The organism is Candidatus Fukatsuia symbiotica, from assembly GCF_003122425.1.
GTDB classification, from domain to species: Bacteria; Pseudomonadota; Gammaproteobacteria; order Enterobacterales; family Enterobacteriaceae; genus Fukatsuia; species Fukatsuia symbiotica.
Genome location: NZ_CP021660.1, coordinates 88,312 through 109,005, shown reverse-complemented (window position 1 = coordinate 109,005; position 20,694 = coordinate 88,312). Strand labels below are relative to the sequence as shown.

The following is a 20,694-nucleotide window of genomic DNA, read 5'->3' as shown; positions in this document are numbered from 1 at the left end:
AGCTACCACTCCTCGATCTGGTCAAACGGCAGGGCCTTCTGTGAGTCAGCAACGTCCGATTCTGGCGGAGCAGGCTTGCTAGGTGCTGGCAACTCCTTGAGATGCTGTCGGCGCACCGCATCACGCCTCGTCCTGCGTGTATTCTGCTGAGCCGTGGTGACGATATCTCTCATTTGCCTGATCATGTAAAACAGTGCTGATTCGTCCACCTGTTCACGCCCAAGCTGGCGTAGCTTTGTCAATGCTTGACGCTGTTCCCATAGGGTGACAGCTGGGTGGGACAAGGTACGGTAGGGAACTTCCAGGTAGTTTTTACCCTCTGGCTCCAACACCCAGATTCGACTGATATCGCGAGGATCACGTCGAATCAGGAAGGGAGGTAAGCAGTCACGTCGGGCTATCCACGGTTTGAGTGCGTCTGCATAGTAGTGAATGTAATCAATGACAAAGCCGGTCCGGGTTAAGATGCGGCGGATGACAGGAAGAAAATCGACCAGAAAAGCCGTGACATGAGTGATGATGCTCGGTACGCCGACACACACAACAGCTTCTGCCCAGCATGCGGCCGGTGTTTGAAGCAGACTGCTGTGTATCGAACCATGGTACGTACCTACCGCCAGCGTAAGCCATCTCTCCAGTTCACGCAGCGTCAGAGTTGCCATACTCTCCGAATTGTATGTACCACGCTGTTCAGGGTTTGAAAAGGTTGTTCCTGGTAATTCATCGTGGACCATTTTCATCGCTGTGCCTATGATCCTTTCCACGATACCGCCGTAGTGTGGTTGGCCTGGCGGACGATAATTTAACTGAATGCCGTGTTGCTCGCAGCCACGGCGTAGCGCCTCACTTTTAAATTCAGCGGCATTGTCTAGATAGAGATGCTGTGGCTTACCGCTCATCGGCCAGTCCATTTCCACCTCCAAGTGTTCCAGCCAGGGCCGTTTATCACAGGCAACCTGTGTCAGGCAGAGGCCAACAGAGACAGCAGACGGTGCCTCTAGCGTAACCACAATACCAAGTACACAGCGAGTGAACACGTCGATGGCGATTGTTAGGTAAGGACGGCCGATTGGCTGCCGATCACGTTCATCAACGATGATCAAGTCGATGACTGTATGATCAATCTGCACCTGCTCCAGTGGCATTGCAACTTTTGGAGGGACACCGCCAACACTTTGCAAGGCGCGGGACGCATTTTGACCTTCCCGGCGGCGCGCTATTTTCCTAGGGTCGAGTCTGGCAATCCTCAGGGAAACGGTGTTGCGTGCTGGCGCCCGTAGCTTTTGGGTTTTGCAAGCCTGTACGATTTCTCGATAGAGCGCGGCCAAACTGCGTTTCTGCTTGGTCAAAAAGCGTTTATGCAATAGCTCACGGATAATGTGCTCAATCTGCTCTGGCAAGCGTTGTTTGCCTTTGCCGCCGCTAGACTGGCCGGGGGCTAGATCGGTCAGCAACCCAGCACCCTGCCGGTAGCGGCGCACTAGTTCATAGATATGGCGACGGGACAGCCCTAATTGTTGGGCGGCGTCATCAGCGGCTTGGTGACTAATTCCTTCCTGAGCTGCCAGTGGAGCAATGACTTGCTGCCGTCTTTGTGCTTCACGCCACGTAGCTTCTGGCAAAGTTAATACACCTTGCTCGGTAATCTGGTGCTCCTCGGAGCCCATGCTCAAGCCTCACTGTAGGGAAGAGGAGTATTGAGCATAATCCAAAACGGTGCAGTTGACTACTGATATTATGCTGTCAGAAGGTGACTGCACAAGGTTAGGTTTGGGTTAATGAAATGGGGCACTGGCCTTCTAAAGATAAAGGTTTTTAATTAATAAATTCATTTAGTTATCTTGTTATCGTACGTTTTGGCACCCTTAGATTTTAAACTATCAGTGCAGTCGGCTTTTGATATTCCGTGCAGTTGCCTTCTGAAAATGACAGCTGCTGCCCAGAAGAGAGATTTCTCGCCATAAAATTCACCGGAAAACGTAGCCCCATCGGGTGTTGCAAAATAAAATTGCAGTTAGTCAGAGCGAGCGCCTGTAACATCCGTTGTCGATCTGGATGGGCTTTTAAAGCAAAGTTACTTTCTATTGTTCCGGTAAATAACACATCATGGGCGGTGACAACACTAAGTTGTTGGGAAAAAAAAGATTGGGATAAATGGCTAAGATTATATCCATCATAGAGAATAGTACCCTCTGAGGGTGAGAGATAACCAGATAACAATGTTAATAATGAGCTTTTACCTGCCCCACAATCGCCAATAATCACTACGCGTTGTCCGGCTGGAATATCCAGTGATAGATTACTGATCACCACCGGTGACTGCGGATTGTATTGATAGCTGACTCCCATAAGAGAAATTTGTCCACTGCAGTGGGTGATAGATTGTAGTGCGGGTTTACTTTCTTTTGTATCGCTTTCAGTTCCTGTTGATTTTTAGATAATTGCTTCGACAATGAAAAACGTAATTCATTATCCAATGCTCTGATTTCATTAGTGACCAGGTCCAGTTCATTTTTCTTTAAATTAATGTTATTTTCCGTATCATTCATTTCAGAGGTTAATTTAATCAGCGACTGTTTTTTATTTAAAAAATTAGTATAGGGGCTAATGCCTTTTTTGACTAATGGCGTTAGGATCTCGACTTCTTCAGTGAGCAGGGCCACTTCTGCTTTTTTTCCTGTCAGCTGTCTTTCCAAACCTGATACTTCTGATCCCAATGAGCGAAATCGAATGTCTTTAGTTTTTATCTGACTACTGACTAATTCTATATTAGCCGATACTTCACGATTATTAATAATACTGAGATCATGGGAAGTCACAAAGCGCCCTAGTCCTTCTTCTCTATTCAAAATTGAAGAAAGCTCTTTAATATCTTTTATCAAAAAATCTTGCTGTGCTTTGATGCGTTCGTACTCTTTTTGCAGATCTAAATTGACCACTTTAGCCAATAGGTCACCTTTTTTTACCATGGCGCCTTCAGCAACAAAAATTTTATCAATAGTGCCACCTTTAGACAAAGAAATAAATTGGGCATTATCTTTGGTTGTGATCACACCTTGACCATGCACGACTGAATGTATTTTTATCATTGATGTCACAGAAATAATCAGCGTTGTCATCACCATGATAATCAATATTAAATAATCACTCTGTTTTCTGTTCATTGATTAGACTTCTCTTTTAAGAACAGAGGTTTTATTCATATCAAGGTAATGGGTCAATTTAAAAACAAGTGCTAATTGTCTTAATTTAGCATCATACTGACTGTATTGACTCTCGATCATACTAATATAAGATTGAAATGACTCACCGCGGCTAGAAATAAGTTCTAATAAACTCTTTTGACCGAGCTGAAATTCTTGTTCATACAGGCTAGAAAGCTGTAATGCATTCTCATAGGCGCGTTTATCCACCACATGTGTTTCATTCGCAGCATGGTATTGTGAAATCAGTGTATTTATGTCATAACGTGTTTTAAAAATAAAATCTTCAATATGAAATTTTGCCTGATTGTGAGCAGCAGAAACTTTCATATCTTGTGCTGAATTTTTAAATCCATTAAAAATATTGACATTAAGATTAAGGCTTATTTTGGCTTCATTTTCATTATTTTCTCGAGGAGCATGCCCTAATTTATTTTTATTGATATATTCGGCATTAATATCCATGGTCGGATAATAAGAAGACTTTGCTGCTTTGATATCTTCCATCGCTGCATTTTTTGCACTGAGCAACATTTTATAATCATAACTCGACCCCTTCACTTCTTGCATTAATTTTTCGGGGTCATCAATAAATTGATAATTAATGAAAAAAGGCATAGTGGTTTCTATTTGTTCAGCAAAAATCTCCATGCCGGTGATGTTTCTTAATTTGAACAATTCGGAATCTAGCATAGAGCTATACATGATTTCACGACTATTCAATGCATCGATAGAGACCTGTACTTTTCTTAGATCTGATTGTAAGGCGACACCGGAAGAAACCAAGAGAGAAAAATGATTTAACATTTTTTTATAAAAGGTTTTTTCTGTCACCACACCATTCAGCATCTCTTTATATTTATTGATGTTCAGATAAGTCGTACTGACTTCCTGTGCAACCAGGGTTTGTGACTTTAAATAATCATTGTCAGTCTTGTCTTTTTCATATTCTGCTTTCTTAATAGTCGCATCACGAACACCGAAATCAGTTAATCGATAACCCAGTGCGACTTTATTCTCGATATTTTTTTCATTATCAGCAGTCCCTTTCTTTGTACCCGTTGCCCCCGCAGTATAATCCAAGGTGGGGTAAAGTGCTGATTTAGCGGTTTGTACATCACCTTGCTTTTTTTCTGTTTCATAATACGAAATAGCGACCGAGGGTTGATGTTCTAAAGCCTGTTTAACCAACACTTGCAGCGGATATTTCTGCATCGGGGTTGCATAGGTTTGTTGGGAAAACATCAATAAAACCCATGCTGTTATTTTAACGTTAGTTTTCATTCTTTATCCCACCTTTTTTAACAACGTATCTTTAACTGTTTTTTGGTACATTGCTGTTATTTTTTCAAGTAAGGGTAAAAAACTTATTTTATAACTCTGCATTTCGGCATTAATTTCATTTGTCTTCACTATAAGCATGCCATGATTATTAGATAATTCATTTTTTTGTGCTGTCACTTGTTCCTGTATTGAGTTATTTTGTTCTATCAGTGTATTTTGATTGATCAGTAATCCCTTAAGTGATTCTATTTGTTGAGCAAACAAATTCCCGGTGTTGTCCATATGATTATTTAATTTATCAAAAGCCTGAAGTATCTGATTATTGTGTGCTAACCGATTTATTTTATTTTCACTTTCATTAGTCAAATAGGCGTGATAGAAATCGTCGAAACACTGTTTAAATTCGGTCACTACGGCCGATTCAATACGAATATTTCTACTTTTTTGTTCAAACTGAGGTGAGTGGCCACTTTCAAGCTTCAGCCGCTTTAGCCTACCGACTAACTGCTCAAAGGTACCACGAACAAATACACATTGTGCCGTTAATAAAATGGCACAAACCACACCATAAATAGAAGAAACAAAAGCCGTATTCATTCCACGTAGAGGCTCAGACAACGATGATACCATGGCGACAATCATTTGCAGTGTATCCGAGGCATCGCCATCACTGCTACCCGAAGATTGACTTAATAAACTGCCGATGGAGCCAATAGTCACAGATAGACCGGCAAAGGTTCCTAATAATCCAATCAAAGTAGAAACGTTACTACAACTCATAATAAATGAAAGACGCTGAGTTCGGGTAGTCGTAATATCAGCAGAGAGTTCATCTAATAAGACATGATGATTAGCTGTGGTATTCTTAGAGAATAAAATCTTATTCATACTCAATAACAAGCTATTTTCGCTGTAACCATTTTTATGGTTGATGATATTTTTGCTCTGTAATGATTGCCAAATAGAAAACAATGCACAGCCACTACCTAATACATAGATAAAAATAATAATAGAGTTATAGATGGCCGAAACCATAAAATTACCGATAACATACTCTCTAATTGCCGGTACGAATAAACAAAAAACGGGGAACCAAGCAATAGTAAAACTGATCAGCACGGGGCGATAGACAAATAAATTTTTCATTAAACAGCCTTCTTAACTTTTTGGAGTAATAACCGCTTTGTTTTCTAAACTAGCAGAGGTAACATTGACACTAATATTAAGGATAAAATCCGGAGACAATGATTTTATTTCCTGCATTAATGTAATGCCTCTTTCATAGGCTAGTCTTAATGAATCGGAAAATGAAATTTCTGATTGAGAAACAAAAAGTTCTATTTCAAAATTTTTCTTTCCTTTTTTCTTCAGCCACTCAATTATTTTCAATATGTCTTTTTTGGGGTAGCCTTTTAATTTTCCGTGATAAAGAATCGTTAATGCCTTATCGGTAACAGTAAGATCTATTTTTTCTGCATTGCCGACATCAAAAGATCCGACTTCGGCCGCATAGGCGGTTTCTTTTTCCTTAGACTCGCCATCGAGATTCGATGTTTCTGCCTTTTCTACTGAACTATTATTGCCACTTTGATCTGCAGAGGAGGTTGTCACTGAAGCAACCGGTTGTTGATCTGATTTTTTGTCCACGTTGTATGATTTGGTTGAACTGTCATACACAATAAGCATATTATTCAGCACAAAAATCAACATAATAAAAATAAAGATACATAAAACGCTGGAAAAGGTATCAACAAAACTTGGCCATGGATTACTTTCTTCTTCCATATAACCTCCATACAGTGACTATTATACAAATAAATTTCTCATCTTTTTCACCGGCTCTCGCCTGATTCTTTTAATGCGTCAGGGTGCTATTTTTTGCCGGATATAAGCGTTTTTTGCATGTTACCGGTTAGCTTTATTGCTACACTGCAGAGAGCTGTAAAAATATTTTTTTCATTCTTACTTTGAAACCGGTGCTATTATGCCCGCATGCATCATGACGTTCCTGATGGAAATCTGATGAATGATTATCATCATGACTATTTAACGTGTTGGATTAGGTTGAAACAGAGAGAACCGTTGTCCACTGCGATAACGCAGTGGGGTGGGGGCGTAGGAAAAATTAATTCGGGTTGCTCTATTACCGCATGATATGCGCGTTTACTAACCCACCTGGGTTAACTGGCGCAAGAAAGGCAGCCTGTTTGCCGGGTGCTGCGACACCGTTGGCAGATCGCAAACTAGACATCGCCCCCGCCAGCTGATCAATATCATCGCTCGCCGCAACCTGCGACGGCGCCAATGTCGTTGAGTGTCAACACCGCAAGCGTACCGTTTTCGTCCCGCAACTTAATATGACGGTAACTTATATCTGACGCAAAAAACTAAAAATTTCCCTATCTCATAAAAAAATTCGGTAATCCAGTACAAAAATATGCGCTACGCGCCTTGCAAATTCTTTACCTAGTCACTCTGGCAGAACAACCCCAAATCCACTCGCAGCAACTGGAACGGGATATCGTGAAAAAGAAGACTTTTGGGGAGTGATTTATATTTTCCTTGACTTGGATTTTTGTATATACATTTGTATATGCTTGATAATTGACAAAATTCTTCGGCTTTCTATAATGTATATACATTTATATATACAAGAGCGAGTGTTGTGAAAAAACCATTCATTATTTCCTTTGCCAATAGTAAAGGTGGAGTAGGGAAAACAACTAGCTGTATTGCAGTAGGTTGTTGTCTCGCTAAACTGGGATATGAAACATTAGTTATTGACCTCGACCATCAGGGCAATCTCAGTGATGACTTCGGCCGTGGAGATGAAGACTATACCATTACCGATATCTTCGAAGATCCTAAATTTGATATTAACAAAATAGTTTACAGTGCTCGTGATGGAGATAAGGAAATTAGCAATCTCTCTATCATTCCAGCGGATATTACATTAGCTGTCGAAGCACGTAGTGCCGAACGATTCAGACATCGGTTATCTATACTCGATGACGGATTAAAGCGTCTTGTTACTCACTTCGATTTTATTTTGATTGATTTGCGTCCAGCTATCGATTTAAGCATAGAGAATGCTCTCCTCATTACTGATTTAATTGTCATTCCCGTTGATATGGATCGGCGAGCGGTGAAAGGCATTGACGATTTATTCCAGGTAGTTAAAGAGATCCGCCGTAATGATGATTTTGTATATACACTTGTAAAGACAAAAGTAAATAAATCGCACTCAAAAATGCAAAAATCTACAAACAAACATATTCAAGAAGCGGGTTACCAGGTAGCATCAACAGAGATCAGGGTCAGTGAACTTTATAAACAAGCAACGGAACAGCGCCGCCCCTCTCCTCTCTATGCACCTCATGAACGACCTTATGAAGACTACCTCTCTTTGACGCATGAGCTTCTTGCTAAAATCAAGGAGGCACCTAGGTGAGTCGTGGTGATCGAGTAGCAAAAGGAGTAACACGAGTAGTTGAAAAGCGAAACATCACAACGGGTAAGCAAATGAATTTACGGCTAACCAGTTTAGATGAGGACGCACTTTCTTTACTTGTTGAAAAAATACAAACGATAATGCCACGCAAAAACATATCCCGCTCTCGTGTACTGAGGGCTGTAGGATACTTAAATGAAGATTTTGACTGGGTTGACAAGCTAATTCAGTCGATCATTAGAAATACATAATTGTATATATAAATGTATATACAATTATTGTTCTGATTAGCAAGAAACCTAAGCCATACACCTTTCTATAGGCCTGAGCGGTTACACTGTCGTCGGGGCGCACAAACCTGACGAGCTACCGCAATTCCTTTGGGTTAACACTCTGCTTCGTCAAATTATAAAATAGTCTGCTTATCCCGAATTCAGGCTAACTACGACTGCAGGGCGGGATTCCACTTTGCTGATTTTTTAACCAAAAATAAGTTTACTACGAAAATCGGCTGACCAGGCGGCTCGTCTACGTTTACTGACAATACTATCTTGTTTACCTTTGTGCTGTTTAATCACACCCAACGCGACGCGATTGAAAAGAGCGACATGGGCTGCTCCATCCGGAGCTTTTATCAAGAGTTCATCTTCTCTAAACACCACATCCAATACCCAGTGAAGTTGATTTTCTATCCCCCAATGCAGCCGAATTGCCTGTGCCGCTTGTTCTGCATTCAGCGTTAATGAGCTGACATACCAACGTGACCGACAGTGGGTGACATTATTTTTTGTTCGTTCACTAGCGACCTCAATGAAAGTACGAATGGTGGGCCACTTCGCTTTTAATTCATTGGGTAATTCCGCATTAATTTGCATAACCGTACGTTTTTCTATCCGGCCATGCCCCTGATTAGTCTGCGTATATTCGTGCAATTTATCGCTATCATAGGCAAAAGCAAATTGCTGTTTTACCTGTTCAAACAGCTTCTTTTGAGTCGCTTTAAGCTGCACCACAAAATTGCCTTTACGTTGCGTGATAAGTGATGAAGTTGAGGTTTGGCAATGCAATGAATCGAGCGTCACAATAGCATTATCCAGCGCTAACGCGTCAATGCTCTGACGGGCTAATTCTCCTTCTTTTCCCTTATTGTTCGCCGCTTTTTGATAAAGCGTAATACCAGCATCAACATCATAGGCACTCACCACATGCAGCGCAGTGCAAATCTCTTCAGACCAGGTTCTCCGCAAGGTTTTACCGTCGATGGCGAGCAACGTCTTACCGGCTCGTTGGCGTCGTTCGTTAATCCATAAAAACAAGGATTGAATCAGCAAATTTGTATCTAATGCATTGATGATTTTAGCAATACAATGACGACGTGGGCTCCCACCATGATAAGAGCCATATTTTTTTAGCCAATCGAGCTGAGCTTCGCCAAAATCCTGGATGGATTTCCATCCCGAGGCCCCACTTAACACGGCGGCAAAAAACAGGAAAATAACATCGAGCAGGTGATGTTTGATATTAATATCTTTACGCGGGTCAGGGATCAGGGCTAATTGCTTTAAAATACTCATGATTACATATTCTTTAGGATACATAATATTATGAGCTTACTGCCTATTATTAGTTCACATTAAAGTGGGATCCCGCCCTGCCTGATTAGGGAGGTTGGAAAAATACTCATCGTCGGTTTTGCCGCTGGCGTGACAAAGGGCTGTGGGAGTCTCTCCTCGAAGCGCTGATTGTGGAGCCGGATTTTGAATGGCTAATGAGAGCCTACAAAAATCAGGAGGATGTTTATGAAAAATAACAGCGCTCGAATCAAACAATACAATAAGGTTTCAACAAACCTTACATACCTTAGTAATGAGAAATTAAAGCAGATTTTGGTCGACGCAAAACCAATGCATGAAGGCATCGGCGGAAAATCTGCTTTAATTTCTATTGATGACACGGTAGTGTTTGTTAAAAAAGTGCCACTGACTGATTTTGAGCAGCTACCTCATAATTTCATGTCTACAGCTAATCTTTTTAATCTACCGCTGGGCTATCAATATGGCATTGGATCTGCTGGCTTTGGAGCATGGCGTGAGCTTGCAACGCATATTATGACAACCCATTGGGTGATAACAGGTGAATGCGTAAATTTCCCGATGGTATACCATTGGCGTATCCTGCCTAGTGGACCAGGCGATATCAATATCAACTATTGGGGTGATATCGAAAAATACTGCCGGTATTGGGAGAATTCCAGCGTCATTCGTAAACGCGTTGAAGATCTCAATAAAGCATCAGCACATATCGCTTTATTTCTTGAATATGTCCCACAAAATTTGTGTGAATGGTTAAGTGCTCAAATTGCTAAAGGTGGTGACGTAGCTGAGTCCGCGGTTGCATTTGCAGATGAACATCTCAAAATCACAAATATGCATATGAATACGCACGGTTTGATGCATTTTGATGCGCACTTTGAAAATATCCTCACTGACGGTAAACGGCTCTATTTAAGCGATTTTGGGTTGGCGTTATCATCAACATTTGATCTCTCAAAAGCAGAAACTGAATTTTTAAAACATCATCGGTCGTATGACCAGGCATGCGCTGCTGTAAACTTGTTTCACTGCATTATCACATCACTTTTTGGCAAGGAACAATGGGAAATTCGGCTTCGTGAATATCTTGCTGGTGAACTCGGCAATGCGCCGCCTGTGATTGCAGCTATGATAAAACAATACGCTCCTATTGCGCGAGTCATGGATGAGTTTTTTCACAAACTCCAAAAAAAAAAGCAAGTTAACCCCATACCCTGCAACACAACTAGAAAAATTGCTGACAACAAGCTCATCGGAGATAACATGACCAGCGATACCTCTCATAATGCGACGCAATACCACGTCATTAGACGGTAAATCAGCACGGAATATTTTCCACTTACCAGCACCCAATTCACATTTTTTATATAGAAAAATAGTCAATAAACTCTAACGTAAAAAATTTATTTTATCCGATATTTTTCATCTGTAATATCAATGATCACTCGATAATTCATTTTTCTGCTACGTTATACTTACAATCCAAAATAATAATGTAAAAAATCACACAACTCTCGACTAACCATACTTATATAAAATACAACTGTCAGCTAAAATAATATATCCTGACCCTATACGAAAAAGGGTTTGCCAGTCCTTTTTTATATTGACGCAATTAAAATGTCGGACGACGTTGAAAAAATAATGTGAGGCTGACTTTTTTACAACCGAACTTTATTAATGAATAACATTAGGTGATCTCCCAGTCTTACCGAGAGATATTTATTCAAAGGGTTCTATCCTAGGATATAGCATTGCTGATATAGCACTATTAGAAAAACCAGTTTTGTAAGCTATCTCAGCAGCAACCCAACCGTTATTAACACAATGTTGTACGATCAATCTGCATTCATTAGAATGTGGTCTCCCTACGATGTCGTATTCTTTTCGCTTATCAACATAAATTTTGACTATTTCTACACGTTCATAGTCAGTGAGTTCTTTCTGTTTTTGCCAAAGTTCTTTTGCTACAAAAGCTATTGAGTTTATTACATCATTCCTATGCCCTCTTAGCGGTAGGATCATTCCCTTGTATTCCAGTTCTGGAGGTATTGCTAGAGTGGAATTCCCTATGAGATATATCGGCTCAGGGAATTCAGCATCAGGAATGATGAGTTGTTCTCGCAGAGATTGCACAGGCGTCTGACGGCCACTGTCGGCGGCAGAAGATGAAGGGACGGCAGTTGTTGAGGGGCTTTCAGGCAATGATTGCTGTTGGTAATGTAGGTTAACAGAAGCCATCCCCTCTGCCGCGGCCAATGGTGAGTTCTGCGGTGAAAAATCGTTCTCCGAAAGAAAAGCACAAACATCACTCCAGTTCCAATCATCAAAGGAATTTTTAGAAGTGTCTGGAATTTTAACATTATAAAAAGCAAGATATTTATTAAATTCAGTCAGAGAAGACGGATGTACGTTTCCCAAAACATTTGCACAAGGCTGACTAGAAGCAGTAACGGTGCCGAGGGGCACTACGCACGATATATTCTCTACGCTCTCAACGGGCAGGTCCGAAGTACCTTTCGAGAAGGCGTTTCGATCTGCTGATTGAGTACAAGGTGAAAATGACACTTCATCTAGTCTTAGCATTTTTCGGCTCTTTTTTATCCGACGCGCCGCAAAACTCTGTCATTCAGAGCGGGGATATAAGACACACCATTCTTTTTATTATAGACCAAGACATCATTGTTACCATGAGGCGACTGGAGGTCTACTCACTCACGATCCCATGAAGTGGCTCGTTGCTTATTAAGCAACAATGGACGCCATATAGTTATACAATTTAATTTTAATTAATCCATAATGTTCTGAAAGAACCCAATTGGCTAAGTTTATCTAATCCTACCCGATTCATTTCAAAATAAAGCCGTTGTTCATTTTGATTAAAAAGGAGTCTTGCATAAAGATCGGTAATTTCGGCTTCAGGCAAAAGATAAATACATTTCAGGGCAGCCATTAAAAAATCTGGCGGCATCCCAAGGCAGACGCCGCGCAACGTATCATTCGCCCTTTTAGAAATTCAGGCACTGAGAGCTTCATCCCTGATCATCACCGTCGATATGAAAGCAGGGAAAAAGCACGGTGTTTAATTTGTAAGCACATCGAAATCAGGCTACGTCGCTCCCGCTGTATTGCTAAAAATTTCAGACAACAACAGAAAAACGTTCAAAAATAAGGTTCCAAAATTATAGCCTGGTTAATTTAGTATGATTGGTTATTTTTAATAAATACCATTTACTCTCAGTAGATAAATATGAATATTTACAACCAATTTATACTGATTTAGCTCTAACAGTACACCTCAGTTTAACGGATCTTTCGAGTTAAAACTGTTTGCAACAGTGCCTCTTTTCTTACCATTGGGGCCGGCAAGTTAATCATCGTCACACATATAATTATTGAAAAATCTCTCCCTATACGACGAAACTTCAGTAGTGTCGGGGCTGTTAGCTAGATACTGAGTGGATTTACCAACTGACGTGAAGTATTTTTTGATCTTGGTGGTTGCCTTCACCGCCTTTTCTATCAGTTCATCAGATATCTTTTGCCCAGGCGCTATCTTTGTTAGTGCACCAGCTAGTGGCTCGTATTCCGTAAAAAGCTTTGTCCCGTCATTGGATTCGTGGGTTTTGAGGTACTCTTCCAATTTATCGTACTGACGTAAAAAATTGAACATTTTTGTTACAACTTTATCGTATTGCTCAGTAGGTATATCAGTGGGAATATCAGCGAAGCCTAAAAATCTCTTGATCTTGGCGGTTGCATCCATCACCTTTTGTGTCAGTGCAGAAGGTGTCTCGGTCCCGATCGTTTTTTCGTATATTTCATCAACTATTTTCTCGCATTCCTTAAAAAGCTCTGTCCCGTCATTGGATTGATGGGTTGCGAGGTACTTTTTCAGTTCATCGTACTCTACTAAAAACTTTGGTATATTTTTATCAGGTTTTGGTAAACGTGAATTCATAACGATATTCCTTTTATTATAGAGATAAGTGAATAAATCGAAATTACTTGCATGTTGCTTACCTTTTAAATATTAATTAAATAATACTGCATAGGAAACATTATTTTTTATTTCACAAATAAATTAAATTAATGGCATTATTTTATGCGTACCCCCATGACATAATATGTTCAATGGCACTGTTACAAAAAGCATAGGGGTCTAAGGTGAATAGACCCCTAAATGGGGTCGTGTGGAGGAACCCCCAAAAGTGTTCGTTCTCAGTTAAGCGGCTTTCCAGAAGCATCGTTTTAAATGTTTTTCAAGCTCATTGATCATCGTATCCAAATCAACACCACTCTTGCTCTTTTTAAAATGGTACTTACCAGTAAAGGCAATGTGCGCCCAGGCAATAGGAGAAATCCTGACAAATTCATCAATAATTGTCTGGCTAACTCCCTCTACTACTTGCATTTTTTCATAAAGGGTATTTAAAATAATAGCGTTGTACGCAATGACAGAATTTGCAACCAGTCTTACTGCATGCGCGCTGACCTGATTAGTTATTCTCTTTTTTCCTTTAAAAACCCCGTGATAAATTTTCCTGATGAGACCTTGTAACTGTTGATAGGCCTCTGTTCGATTTCTGGCCGTTCGGATAGCCTTTCGAAGCGTCATATTATCGATTAAATTCAATACATGTGTGCTTTTAAAGAGGGTATTATATTCAATCAGTGCTCTTTTTAATCCAGCGTAACGCGCAGAGGAATTTAGTTTTCTAACAATGTGACTTTGCGTATATAGAATCCAATATAACAAAATTTAGCTTATTCAGAGAGTGATTATCACCCGTTACCCTGTCGATAGTAATGTCTGTTTTATTACCATGAATGACGTCATAAAGAGAATGCCCTTCATATTCATTAAGCCCAATATTCTTGGCATTAACGGCAACAAAATTGGCTATCAATGTATAAATGGACAGCCCAGGAGATTTCCCAAGATGTTTTTTTGAATACCTTGACTGGATAGTACTTTCACTGGTCGGAAGTTTTTGCCCATCCGCATCTGCTAACAATTTTTCATCTAATAAATTCCATTGCTTAAAAATAGGCAGTGAGTGGATAAAGTTAGCCACTGTGTCATTCGCTGCGCTGTGCGTATAAAATCTTCTTGAGTTGAGCGCATTAGGTTAGGGTTTAGATCAGACATTTCTGCCCTCTTTTCTATACTAATGCCAAAGGCCTCCGATAGAATACAGGCGGTAATGGCCAGCGGCGGGGGTTCCTTTTTTTTATTGTAGCGTGTTCTTATGTGGGTAAAAGAACTCCACATGTTAATCCGCTCCCCCATATACAGCATGAGGTCGGGTATTTCTACCTGAGGCAAGGTGCTGAAAAAAGCGTCCTCAAGAGGCGTCTTGCTATCATAATCCAAGCGACAGTCTTGTCCGCCCGTTTTGGTTTCTTTTATACTGAACCCTGTATTTTCTCGATGGTTTATCCGTTTTGTCGTTTTATCCCATGTGGTGTCCAGCATCAAAAGGGCATCATCCAAGCGTTGGTCGCAATAATTTGGGATTTTTGGATAACCAAATTCAAGCGCTATTTTTTCAACATCATCGACCAACCCATCGCTGATCAAGTCATGATTGATATCACAGTGAGAAACACTTTCATTGCAACAGAGCAGGCCTTTATCCAGACGACGATACATTTTATGGTAAACAAAGCATTCAAATAAATGGGGATCGACCTGTTCCTCACTGGATCCTTTCTTCAAATAAGCGAGCTGTGTTCTGGATATAGCGTCTTTAAGTGCTTGTGGTAATATCAATGTTGATGGACCCTTTCCGCTACCATAGTGCTTTTTTATTAAATCAATCAGCGCGATAACCTCATTTTTTTCTTTATAAAATACAAATGGAACGGTTAGCACGATTGGCCTTAGATAAAGTGCGAATAAGCGTGATGATTTTAAATAAAATTCACGCATTGCTGCTTTTGTATCAAAGGTGCTTCCCTGTAAAAATTGCGCTATAACGGGGAATTGCTCTTCTGGCAGGATTTTATAAGCCGCCTGATTTAATTCATCATGATTCAGACTGAATTTTCGTTTGGGAAACCACGTGAGAAATTTAGCGAGTTTAGGCAAATCAACAACCAGATCGGAATGGTATTCGGTTTTTTTCTTATCGGCATAAGCTTTGGCTTCCGCCATAATACGCCTTACATGATACATGAAGCTGGTGATTAAATTATCCATAATTTGTTGATAACGATGATAAATAAAACAAATCGGTCATTTTAACATCGCTGCATAAGTGATGTTAACTCATTACTTCAACAAAGTATAAATCATCAGCAGTTTAGTCCGGCGATGGGGCGCAAAGAAACCATAATATCGAATCATTATAAAATTTTTATCCAGAATATGGCTAATAAAACATCTAATAAACTCTCCCATACTGAGGTCAAGCTTTTCTTGTTGTCGGGTTTGGTGGCTGAGGTATAGTTCACTTCCTGACCGTTATAATGCTCCAGCCAGGATAAAGACACTGGTTTTTTTAATATAACTGGGAGATTTAATTTTAATTAATTAATCAGTTCATAAAATAGGCGATCGATATCACAATTTATGGCTCTTCTTTTGCTCTTGGCTTGTGCCCATTTGTATTCAATGAGGTTAAGGTCAGGTGAGTAAGGAAAGAGATATTCAATCAGATGCCCGGCGCTTCTAATGGCTTGTTGAATGTCCTGACGTTTGTGTAAACTAACGTTATCCATGACAATAATTACAATGTAAAAAAACAAACCAAACGAGCTAAAGATAAGTTACTCAGTTGATTTTCGGCGAAAAATCCTCAGTGTTCAAGAACAGGAAGACCTGAGCATAAGAGCTACCGCGAAGCGTTTTAGTGAGCACGAAAACCATTTGGTAGACGTTGAAAAAACGGGATATCACTTATAAAAAAACCTGCAACATTCCAAGGCCGGGGAGCCACTTGGCAAGCTGAAGGCAGGGAGATTATTTATCTCGATGAAAGCGGCTTTGCCCACGATATGCCCCATACTTATGGTTATGCTACCCATGGAAAAAGATGTTACGACAAGCAGGACTGGCAGTCTAAGAGACAAACCCATGTTATCACTGCTTTCATTGCCGGTGTGTTGTCGGCCGCTTGCCTCTGTTTATTTAACATCGACAACAAGGTTTTTCACACCTCGATAGTGGAAAGTTTACTCGCCTGATCTTAATCCTCACTTTTACCCACAACGTTGAATGAAAAATGATTCAGGTGAAATTGGATTATTGGTAGAGTCAATAGTTAAATCAGGAAACAGGCACATGAAAACAGTAACGGGTAATGGGAATGAGTGGATCCGTGAAGAATTTCATCAAATTGATTTCGGAGATAAACGCCTTAAAGAGCGTTTTTTTGAAACAGCGGGCTTATTATCATCAAAAGCGTCAGGTTCAATTTACCCAAGCTGTCATGGCTCCTGGTCACAGGCCAAAGGAGCTTATCGATTTTTTAGCAATGAGAGAGTGAGCGAGAGCGCGCTATTCCGTACACATTGTGTGCAAACACAAAAACGTCTGGAGGGGCATTCACTGGTTTTTTCTCTTCAGGACACATCAGAGTTGAACTTTGACTCACATAAAAAGACAGAGGGGTTGGGAAGTATATCTAAAGCCTATCACAAACATAAAATGGGGTTGATGCTTCATGCAAGTTTGATGGTAACTCAGGAGGGCTTGCCGCTTGGGTTATCCTCGCTTAAATGCTGGTCACGTGTTTCCCGAGAGGAAACCCCTCAGGAAAAACAGCGGCGGCTTTATCAATCGACAATGAAAGAGAAAGAAAGTATTAAGTGGATAGAGACCCTCTACGAGACAGCGGCGCTGATACCCAAAGATACCTGCTTAATCACGCTGGGAGACAGAGAAGCGGATATTTTCGAACTTTTTCGGGTTGCAAGCTCACTAAAAACATTTTTTATTATCCGCAACCGGAAAGACAGAAAATTTATCGATGAAAAGGGGAAAAAAACAACGGTGCAAACCGCCTTGTCTTCAGGCTGGCTCCCCATTAGAAATAATTTAGTTTATGGGCCTACCAATAAAGACGCTTCACGGCATATCCATGAAAAGGTTCACGTATCTGCCATCAGTGTTAAAGAACAGCCTCCTCCAGAAGGAGTAGCGCCTGTCGAATGGGTATTATTGACCAATTTGACGGCCACTGACGCCCTTGAAGCAGAAGAGAAAGTGAATTGGTATAGACTGAGATAGAAGATAGAAGAGTTCTTCAACACACTGAAATCAGGATGTTGTGTTGAACAATGTCGTTTAAATACGGCAACCAAACTAACGAAAATGATCACCCTCAAAAGCATTATCGCCTTCAAACTGATGTATATGACCAAAATGGCAGCGTTGTGTCCTGAGGCTACCTGCACCGATGTGTTGTCAAAGATAGAATGGCAAACGCTGTATTGCAGAATACAGACAACAAGCCGCCTTCCCGAGCATCCCCCCACAGTGCTTCAGGCAATAACATGGCTGGGTCAATTGGGAGGATTTCTTAACCGACGTGCCGAGGGTTTACCGGGAATAATGTCGCTTTGGCGAGGGTATGAGATCCTGCAAGAAAATGTGAGATTGTTCATTATTCTTAATAACAAAAATTGTGGGTAAAAGTGAGGATTGAGGTCAGGTGAGTAAGGAGGCAGGTATTCAATGAGATGCCCGGCGTTAATAATGACCTGTTGAATGTCCTGCCGCTTGTGAAAACTGGCGTTGTCCATGACGATGACAGAGTTGTTAGGGAGAGAAGGCAGGAGCAGTTGTGTGACCCAGGTGTAAAAAACATCACTGTTAATCGAACAGGTAAAGAGTCCGACCGCTATCAGGGCAAAGCCTAATAAGGCGCCAATCACGTTAGTGCGGCCCTTAGCCTGCCAATCTTGAACGCCAAAACAGCGTTGACCTCGCCTCGCATACCCGTGAGTTCGCGGCATATCTTTTGCGAAACCGCTTTCGTCAAGATAAACCAACGATTTTCCCTGCTTTTTATAGTTGTCTATTTTTTCCTGGAAGGTGTGCCGGGCGGCTTCGTCTGCCTTGGGATGACGTCGCGTTTTTTTTACAGGTGATGCCCAGTTTTTTCAACGCCTGCCAAATGGCTTTCCTACACACCCCAAAACGGGCCGCGCGTTCCCGTTGGTAAGCATCAGGATAAAGCTCAACATCTTTGATTAATGCTTCCTTGTCAATCTTACCCCGACGCGGACCCGACTGTTGAGGCTCTATCCGCCTTAGCCAACGCGTTAGCGAATCCGTGCCAATGTGAAAACGCTTAGCGGTTTCTCTTATGCTCAATCCTTCTTGCTCTCGAATACTGAGTACTTTACGGCGAAAATCAACTGAATAACTCATCTTTAGCTCATTGGGATTATTTTCTTATATTGTAATCAAAATTAGAGCGCGCAGCTATAGGTGTTGCCGTTCTTAATCGGCTTTTGGCCGCAGCACGCCCTCACTCCGTCCGTAAGGAAGTGACAGTGTCATAACTCCCTTGGGGAAAGGGGAAGTCACAACCTTCACACCTCCATGCACCAACGCCCATCTCTAAGGTATACATCAATTTATAACGCCTATGCCATAAGGGAAATTTATCTGCTAATCACTACAGTACACCATCGAAATAATCAATGCATCGCATTAAGCCATCTTCTAAGCCAACCTGTGGCTTCCATCCCAGTTCCTGGCGGGCTTTGCTTATATCGGGACAGCGATGAGTCGGGTCATCGATCGGTAAGGGACGTTGGATGATTCTGGAATGTGAACGGGTTAGACGGACCACATGCTCCGCCAGCTCGCGCATGGTTATCTCATGAGGATTACCTAGGTTCACCGGGCCGATCAACTGGTCTGTGGTTTTCATCATGCGTATGAGGCCGTCGATAAGGTCGTCGACGTAGCAGAATGCCCGCGTCTGGCTGCCGTTGCCATACAGGGTAATATCTTCGCCACGCAAGGCCTGCACGATGAAATTCGACACTACCCTGCCATCGTTGGGATGCATCCGCGGGCCATAGGTGTTAAAGATTCGCACAACCTTGATTTTGACATTGTACTGACGCCGGTAATCGAAAAAAAGTGTCTCAGCGCAGCGCTTGCTTTCATCGTAGCAAGCTCGGGTGCCGAGCACGCTGACGTTTCCGTGATAGTTTTCTGATTGCGGATGTACGCTGGGATTGCCATAGACCTCACTCGTGGAGGCTTGCAGGATGCACGCCTGGGTGCGCCTGGCCAGGCCGAGCATGTTAATTGCCCCCATTATGCTAGTTTTAATTGTCTGCACAGGAGTTAACTGGTAATGGGCTGGCGACGCAGGGCAGGCCAAATTATAGATTTCATCGACTTCGGCGAACAGCGGTTGGGTTACATCGTGGCACATGACCTTGAATTGAGGCCTGTCCATCAGTGAAGCCACGTTTCCTTTGGTGCCCGTGAAATAGTTGTCGACGCAGAGTACATCATGGCCCAACGCCACTAGTCGTTCGCATAAATGTGATCCAAGGAAACCGGCACCGCCCGTAACTAGTACTCGCTTGCGTATAAGTTCCAAAGCAACCTCCTTCGGGCCAACTACGGTTTGAGGTGTACTGTCAATTCTAGATAAGATACACCAGTTTCAAATGTTTCTCTGTTGCTGACTGTGGGAGCATTATCCCAGCACTGGCCTTTTCCACTGTGGCTTGCCTGCTGCATACCCATGACCGACAGATGCTTCCCGTATTCGCTACTGGTGTACTGACTGCCTCGGTCTGAGTACTGCGACTGACTTTCATCACACGACATAACAAGCTCACCGGATAGGTCCTTTTGCTCACGAATAAACTGAAATATTATCCGTTTTCTTTCGCAAAGAAGACCGCTGATTTTTTTAAAATTTCACGCTCCATCAATAAGTTATTGCGCTCTCTGCGCAGACGAATTAATTCTTCACGCTCTGCTAGGCCAAGATTTGTCTGTTCAGAGCCTGTCGCGGATATCGCCCCTTTTTCAGCACTGACCCAGCGTCTTATGGCACTTAATGAACCCCCCAAACTGTCTGCCGCTTGTTGACAGGTATATTTTTTTTCCATGACTAACTTTGCCGCGTCTTGTTTAAACTCCAGACTGTATTTCGCTTGCTTAACTTTATTGTCCATT

The 20,694-nt window shown here is 41.6% G+C and carries 18 protein-coding genes and 7 pseudogenes; 6 read left to right on the top strand and 19 right to left on the bottom strand.

Going from position 1 to position 20,694, the window contains the following annotated elements; genetic code table 11:
- Positions 1-2 precede the first annotated feature (2 nt).
- The 6 genes and pseudogenes from CCS41_RS14260 to CCS41_RS14235 all read right to left on the bottom strand — a co-directional run bounded on the left by CCS41_RS14260 (position 3) and on the right by CCS41_RS14235 (position 6,272).
- A complete protein-coding gene (locus tag CCS41_RS14260; protein WP_119797856.1) occupies positions 3-1,667 on the bottom strand; it encodes a Mu transposase C-terminal domain-containing protein in 1,665 nt (554 codons plus the stop codon).
- 265 nt (positions 1,668-1,932) lie between these two features.
- A pseudogene (locus tag CCS41_RS14255) lies at positions 1,933-2,403 on the bottom strand (ATP-binding cassette domain-containing protein); the annotation flags it as partial.
- A pseudogene (locus CCS41_RS14250) lies at positions 2,373-3,164 on the bottom strand (cation transporter); the annotation flags it as partial. The pseudogenes CCS41_RS14250 and CCS41_RS14255, both read right to left, overlap by 31 nt.
- Positions 3,165-3,167: 3 nt before the next feature.
- Positions 3,168-4,487 (bottom strand): TolC family protein, encoded by a 1,320-nt coding sequence (locus tag CCS41_RS14245; protein ID WP_119797854.1) that lies wholly within the window; start codon positions 4,485-4,487, stop codon positions 3,168-3,170.
- Positions 4,488-4,490: 3 nt separating this feature from the next.
- A complete protein-coding gene (locus tag CCS41_RS14240; protein ID WP_119797853.1) occupies positions 4,491-5,633 on the bottom strand; it encodes a MotA/TolQ/ExbB proton channel family protein in 1,143 nt (380 codons plus the stop codon).
- A 12-nt stretch (positions 5,634-5,645) separates the two neighbouring features.
- Positions 5,646-6,272, bottom strand: a complete 627-nt coding sequence (locus tag CCS41_RS14235) for a hypothetical protein (RefSeq protein WP_119797852.1) — start codon at positions 6,270-6,272, stop codon at positions 5,646-5,648.
- An 880-nt stretch (positions 6,273-7,152) separates the two neighbouring features.
- On the opposite strand from CCS41_RS14235, the gene CCS41_RS14230 reads away from it, so the two are divergent.
- Both CCS41_RS14230 and CCS41_RS14225 read left to right on the top strand, forming a co-directional pair.
- On the top strand, positions 7,153-7,938 hold the full coding sequence (locus tag CCS41_RS14230; RefSeq protein WP_119797851.1) for a ParA family protein: 786 nt from the start codon (positions 7,153-7,155) through the stop codon (positions 7,936-7,938).
- Positions 7,935-8,189 (top strand): hypothetical protein, encoded by a 255-nt coding sequence (locus tag CCS41_RS14225; RefSeq protein ID WP_119797850.1) that lies wholly within the window; start codon positions 7,935-7,937, stop codon positions 8,187-8,189. Before CCS41_RS14230 ends, CCS41_RS14225 begins: the two co-directional genes overlap by 4 nt.
- A 228-nt stretch (positions 8,190-8,417) precedes the next feature.
- On the opposite strand, the gene CCS41_RS14220 is transcribed toward CCS41_RS14225, so the two are convergent.
- Positions 8,418-9,512: an ISAs1 family transposase gene (locus tag CCS41_RS14220; RefSeq protein WP_119797849.1), complete on the bottom strand. Its 1,095-nt coding sequence runs from the start codon at positions 9,510-9,512 to the stop codon at positions 8,418-8,420.
- An 89-nt stretch (positions 9,513-9,601) separates the two neighbouring features.
- Here CCS41_RS14220 and CCS41_RS14215 point away from each other — a divergent pair.
- Positions 9,602-9,709: pseudogene (locus CCS41_RS14215) on the top strand (IS5/IS1182 family transposase); the annotation flags it as partial.
- A gap of 28 nt (positions 9,710-9,737) precedes the next feature.
- Positions 9,738-10,847, top strand: coding sequence for a protein kinase family protein (locus tag CCS41_RS14210; RefSeq protein ID WP_119797848.1), 1,110 nt, complete (start codon positions 9,738-9,740; stop codon positions 10,845-10,847).
- A gap of 405 nt (positions 10,848-11,252) precedes the next feature.
- On the opposite strand, the gene CCS41_RS14205 is transcribed toward CCS41_RS14210, so the two are convergent.
- From CCS41_RS14205 to CCS41_RS14180, 7 genes and pseudogenes are all read right to left on the bottom strand, one after another.
- On the bottom strand, positions 11,253-12,116 hold the full coding sequence (locus tag CCS41_RS14205) for a hypothetical protein (protein WP_119797847.1): 864 nt from the start codon (positions 12,114-12,116) through the stop codon (positions 11,253-11,255).
- 199 nt (positions 12,117-12,315) lie between these two features.
- Positions 12,316-12,483, bottom strand: a complete 168-nt coding sequence (locus tag CCS41_RS14200) for a hypothetical protein (protein ID WP_162920583.1) — start codon at positions 12,481-12,483, stop codon at positions 12,316-12,318.
- A gap of 417 nt (positions 12,484-12,900) precedes the next feature.
- On the bottom strand, positions 12,901-13,491 hold the full coding sequence (locus tag CCS41_RS14195; protein WP_119797845.1) for a hypothetical protein: 591 nt from the start codon (positions 13,489-13,491) through the stop codon (positions 12,901-12,903).
- 264 nt (positions 13,492-13,755) lie between these two features.
- The gene (locus CCS41_RS16880) at positions 13,756-14,289 is read right to left on the bottom strand and encodes a Tn3 family transposase (protein ID WP_216824517.1); all 534 of its coding nucleotides are present in this window, start codon (positions 14,287-14,289) and stop codon (positions 13,756-13,758) included.
- Positions 14,249-14,805 (bottom strand): annotated as a pseudogene (locus tag CCS41_RS16875) (Tn3 family transposase). Before CCS41_RS16875 ends, CCS41_RS16880 begins: the two are co-directional and overlap by 41 nt.
- 1,008 nt (positions 14,806-15,813) lie before the next feature.
- Positions 15,814-16,037: pseudogene (locus tag CCS41_RS17850) on the bottom strand (transposase); the annotation flags it as partial.
- Positions 16,038-16,064: 27 nt separating this feature from the next.
- The gene (locus CCS41_RS14180) at positions 16,065-16,256 is read right to left on the bottom strand and encodes a transposase (RefSeq protein WP_119797843.1); all 192 of its coding nucleotides are present in this window, start codon (positions 16,254-16,256) and stop codon (positions 16,065-16,067) included.
- Positions 16,257-16,752: 496 nt separating this feature from the next.
- Here CCS41_RS14180 and CCS41_RS14175 point away from each other — a divergent pair, with 496 nt between their 5' ends.
- Together CCS41_RS14175 and CCS41_RS16870 are read left to right on the top strand one after the other, a co-directional pair.
- The gene (locus CCS41_RS14175; RefSeq protein WP_119797842.1) at positions 16,753-17,766 is read left to right on the top strand and encodes an IS4/Tn5 family transposase DNA-binding protein; all 1,014 of its coding nucleotides are present in this window, start codon (positions 16,753-16,755) and stop codon (positions 17,764-17,766) included.
- Between the two features lie 84 nt (positions 17,767-17,850).
- Positions 17,851-18,171 carry an IS4 family transposase gene (locus CCS41_RS16870; protein WP_119797841.1) on the top strand — a complete coding sequence of 107 codons (321 nt, stop codon included), beginning with the start codon at positions 17,851-17,853 and terminating at the stop codon, positions 18,169-18,171.
- A 65-nt stretch (positions 18,172-18,236) separates the two neighbouring features.
- Here the strand turns inward: CCS41_RS16870 and CCS41_RS17845 are convergent.
- The 5 genes and pseudogenes from CCS41_RS17845 to CCS41_RS14150 all read right to left on the bottom strand — a co-directional run.
- A pseudogene (locus CCS41_RS17845) lies at positions 18,237-18,572 on the bottom strand (transposase); the annotation flags it as partial.
- Positions 18,547-18,912, bottom strand: a complete 366-nt coding sequence (locus CCS41_RS14160) for an IS630 transposase-related protein (RefSeq protein ID WP_216824514.1) — start codon at positions 18,910-18,912, stop codon at positions 18,547-18,549. The pseudogene CCS41_RS17845 and the gene CCS41_RS14160, both read right to left, overlap by 26 nt.
- A 250-nt stretch (positions 18,913-19,162) precedes the next feature.
- Positions 19,163-20,107: a UDP-glucuronic acid decarboxylase family protein gene (locus CCS41_RS14155; RefSeq protein ID WP_119797839.1), complete on the bottom strand. Its 945-nt coding sequence runs from the start codon at positions 20,105-20,107 to the stop codon at positions 19,163-19,165.
- Positions 20,108-20,190: 83 nt separating this feature from the next.
- Positions 20,191-20,313 (bottom strand): annotated as a pseudogene (locus tag CCS41_RS17840) (IS3-like element ISCARN46 family transposase); the annotation flags it as partial.
- A 74-nt stretch (positions 20,314-20,387) separates the two neighbouring features.
- Entirely contained in the window at positions 20,388-20,693 is a 306-nt protein-coding gene (locus tag CCS41_RS14150; RefSeq protein WP_119797838.1) for a transposase, read from the bottom strand.
- Between the last annotated feature and the right edge of the window lies 1 nt (position 20,694).

What these genes read in the sequence shown, in the direction of transcription:
- CCS41_RS14260 (WP_119797856.1), bottom strand. Translation starts at nt 1,667, where the DNA reads ATGGGCTCCGAGGAGCACCAGATTACCGAGCAAGGTGTATTAACTTTG.
- CCS41_RS14245 (WP_119797854.1), bottom strand. Translation starts at nt 4,487, where the DNA reads ATGAAAACTAACGTTAAAATAACAGCATGGGTTTTATTGATGTTTTCC.
- CCS41_RS14240 (WP_119797853.1), bottom strand. Translation starts at nt 5,633, where the DNA reads ATGAAAAATTTATTTGTCTATCGCCCCGTGCTGATCAGTTTTACTATT.
- CCS41_RS14235 (WP_119797852.1), bottom strand. Translation starts at nt 6,272, where the DNA reads ATGGAAGAAGAAAGTAATCCATGGCCAAGTTTTGTTGATACCTTTTCC.
- CCS41_RS14220 (WP_119797849.1), bottom strand. Translation starts at nt 9,512, where the DNA reads ATGAGTATTTTAAAGCAATTAGCCCTGATCCCTGACCCGCGTAAAGAT.
- CCS41_RS14210 (WP_119797848.1), top strand. Translation starts at nt 9,738, where the DNA reads ATGAAAAATAACAGCGCTCGAATCAAACAATACAATAAGGTTTCAACA.
- CCS41_RS14205 (WP_119797847.1), bottom strand. Translation starts at nt 12,116, where the DNA reads ATGCTAAGACTAGATGAAGTGTCATTTTCACCTTGTACTCAATCAGCA.
- CCS41_RS14200 (WP_162920583.1), bottom strand. Translation starts at nt 12,483, where the DNA reads ATGGCTGCCCTGAAATGTATTTATCTTTTGCCTGAAGCCGAAATTACC.
- CCS41_RS14195 (WP_119797845.1), bottom strand. Translation starts at nt 13,491, where the DNA reads ATGAATTCACGTTTACCAAAACCTGATAAAAATATACCAAAGTTTTTA.
- CCS41_RS14180 (WP_119797843.1), bottom strand. Translation starts at nt 16,256, where the DNA reads ATGGATAACGTTAGTTTACACAAACGTCAGGACATTCAACAAGCCATT.
- CCS41_RS14175 (WP_119797842.1), top strand. Translation starts at nt 16,753, where the DNA reads ATGAAAAATGATTCAGGTGAAATTGGATTATTGGTAGAGTCAATAGTT.
- CCS41_RS16870 (WP_119797841.1), top strand. Translation starts at nt 17,851, where the DNA reads ATGATCACCCTCAAAAGCATTATCGCCTTCAAACTGATGTATATGACC.
- CCS41_RS14160 (WP_216824514.1), bottom strand. Translation starts at nt 18,912, where the DNA reads ATGAGTTATTCAGTTGATTTTCGCCGTAAAGTACTCAGTATTCGAGAG.
- CCS41_RS14150 (WP_119797838.1), bottom strand. Translation starts at nt 20,693, where the DNA reads ATGGACAATAAAGTTAAGCAAGCGAAATACAGTCTGGAGTTTAAACAA.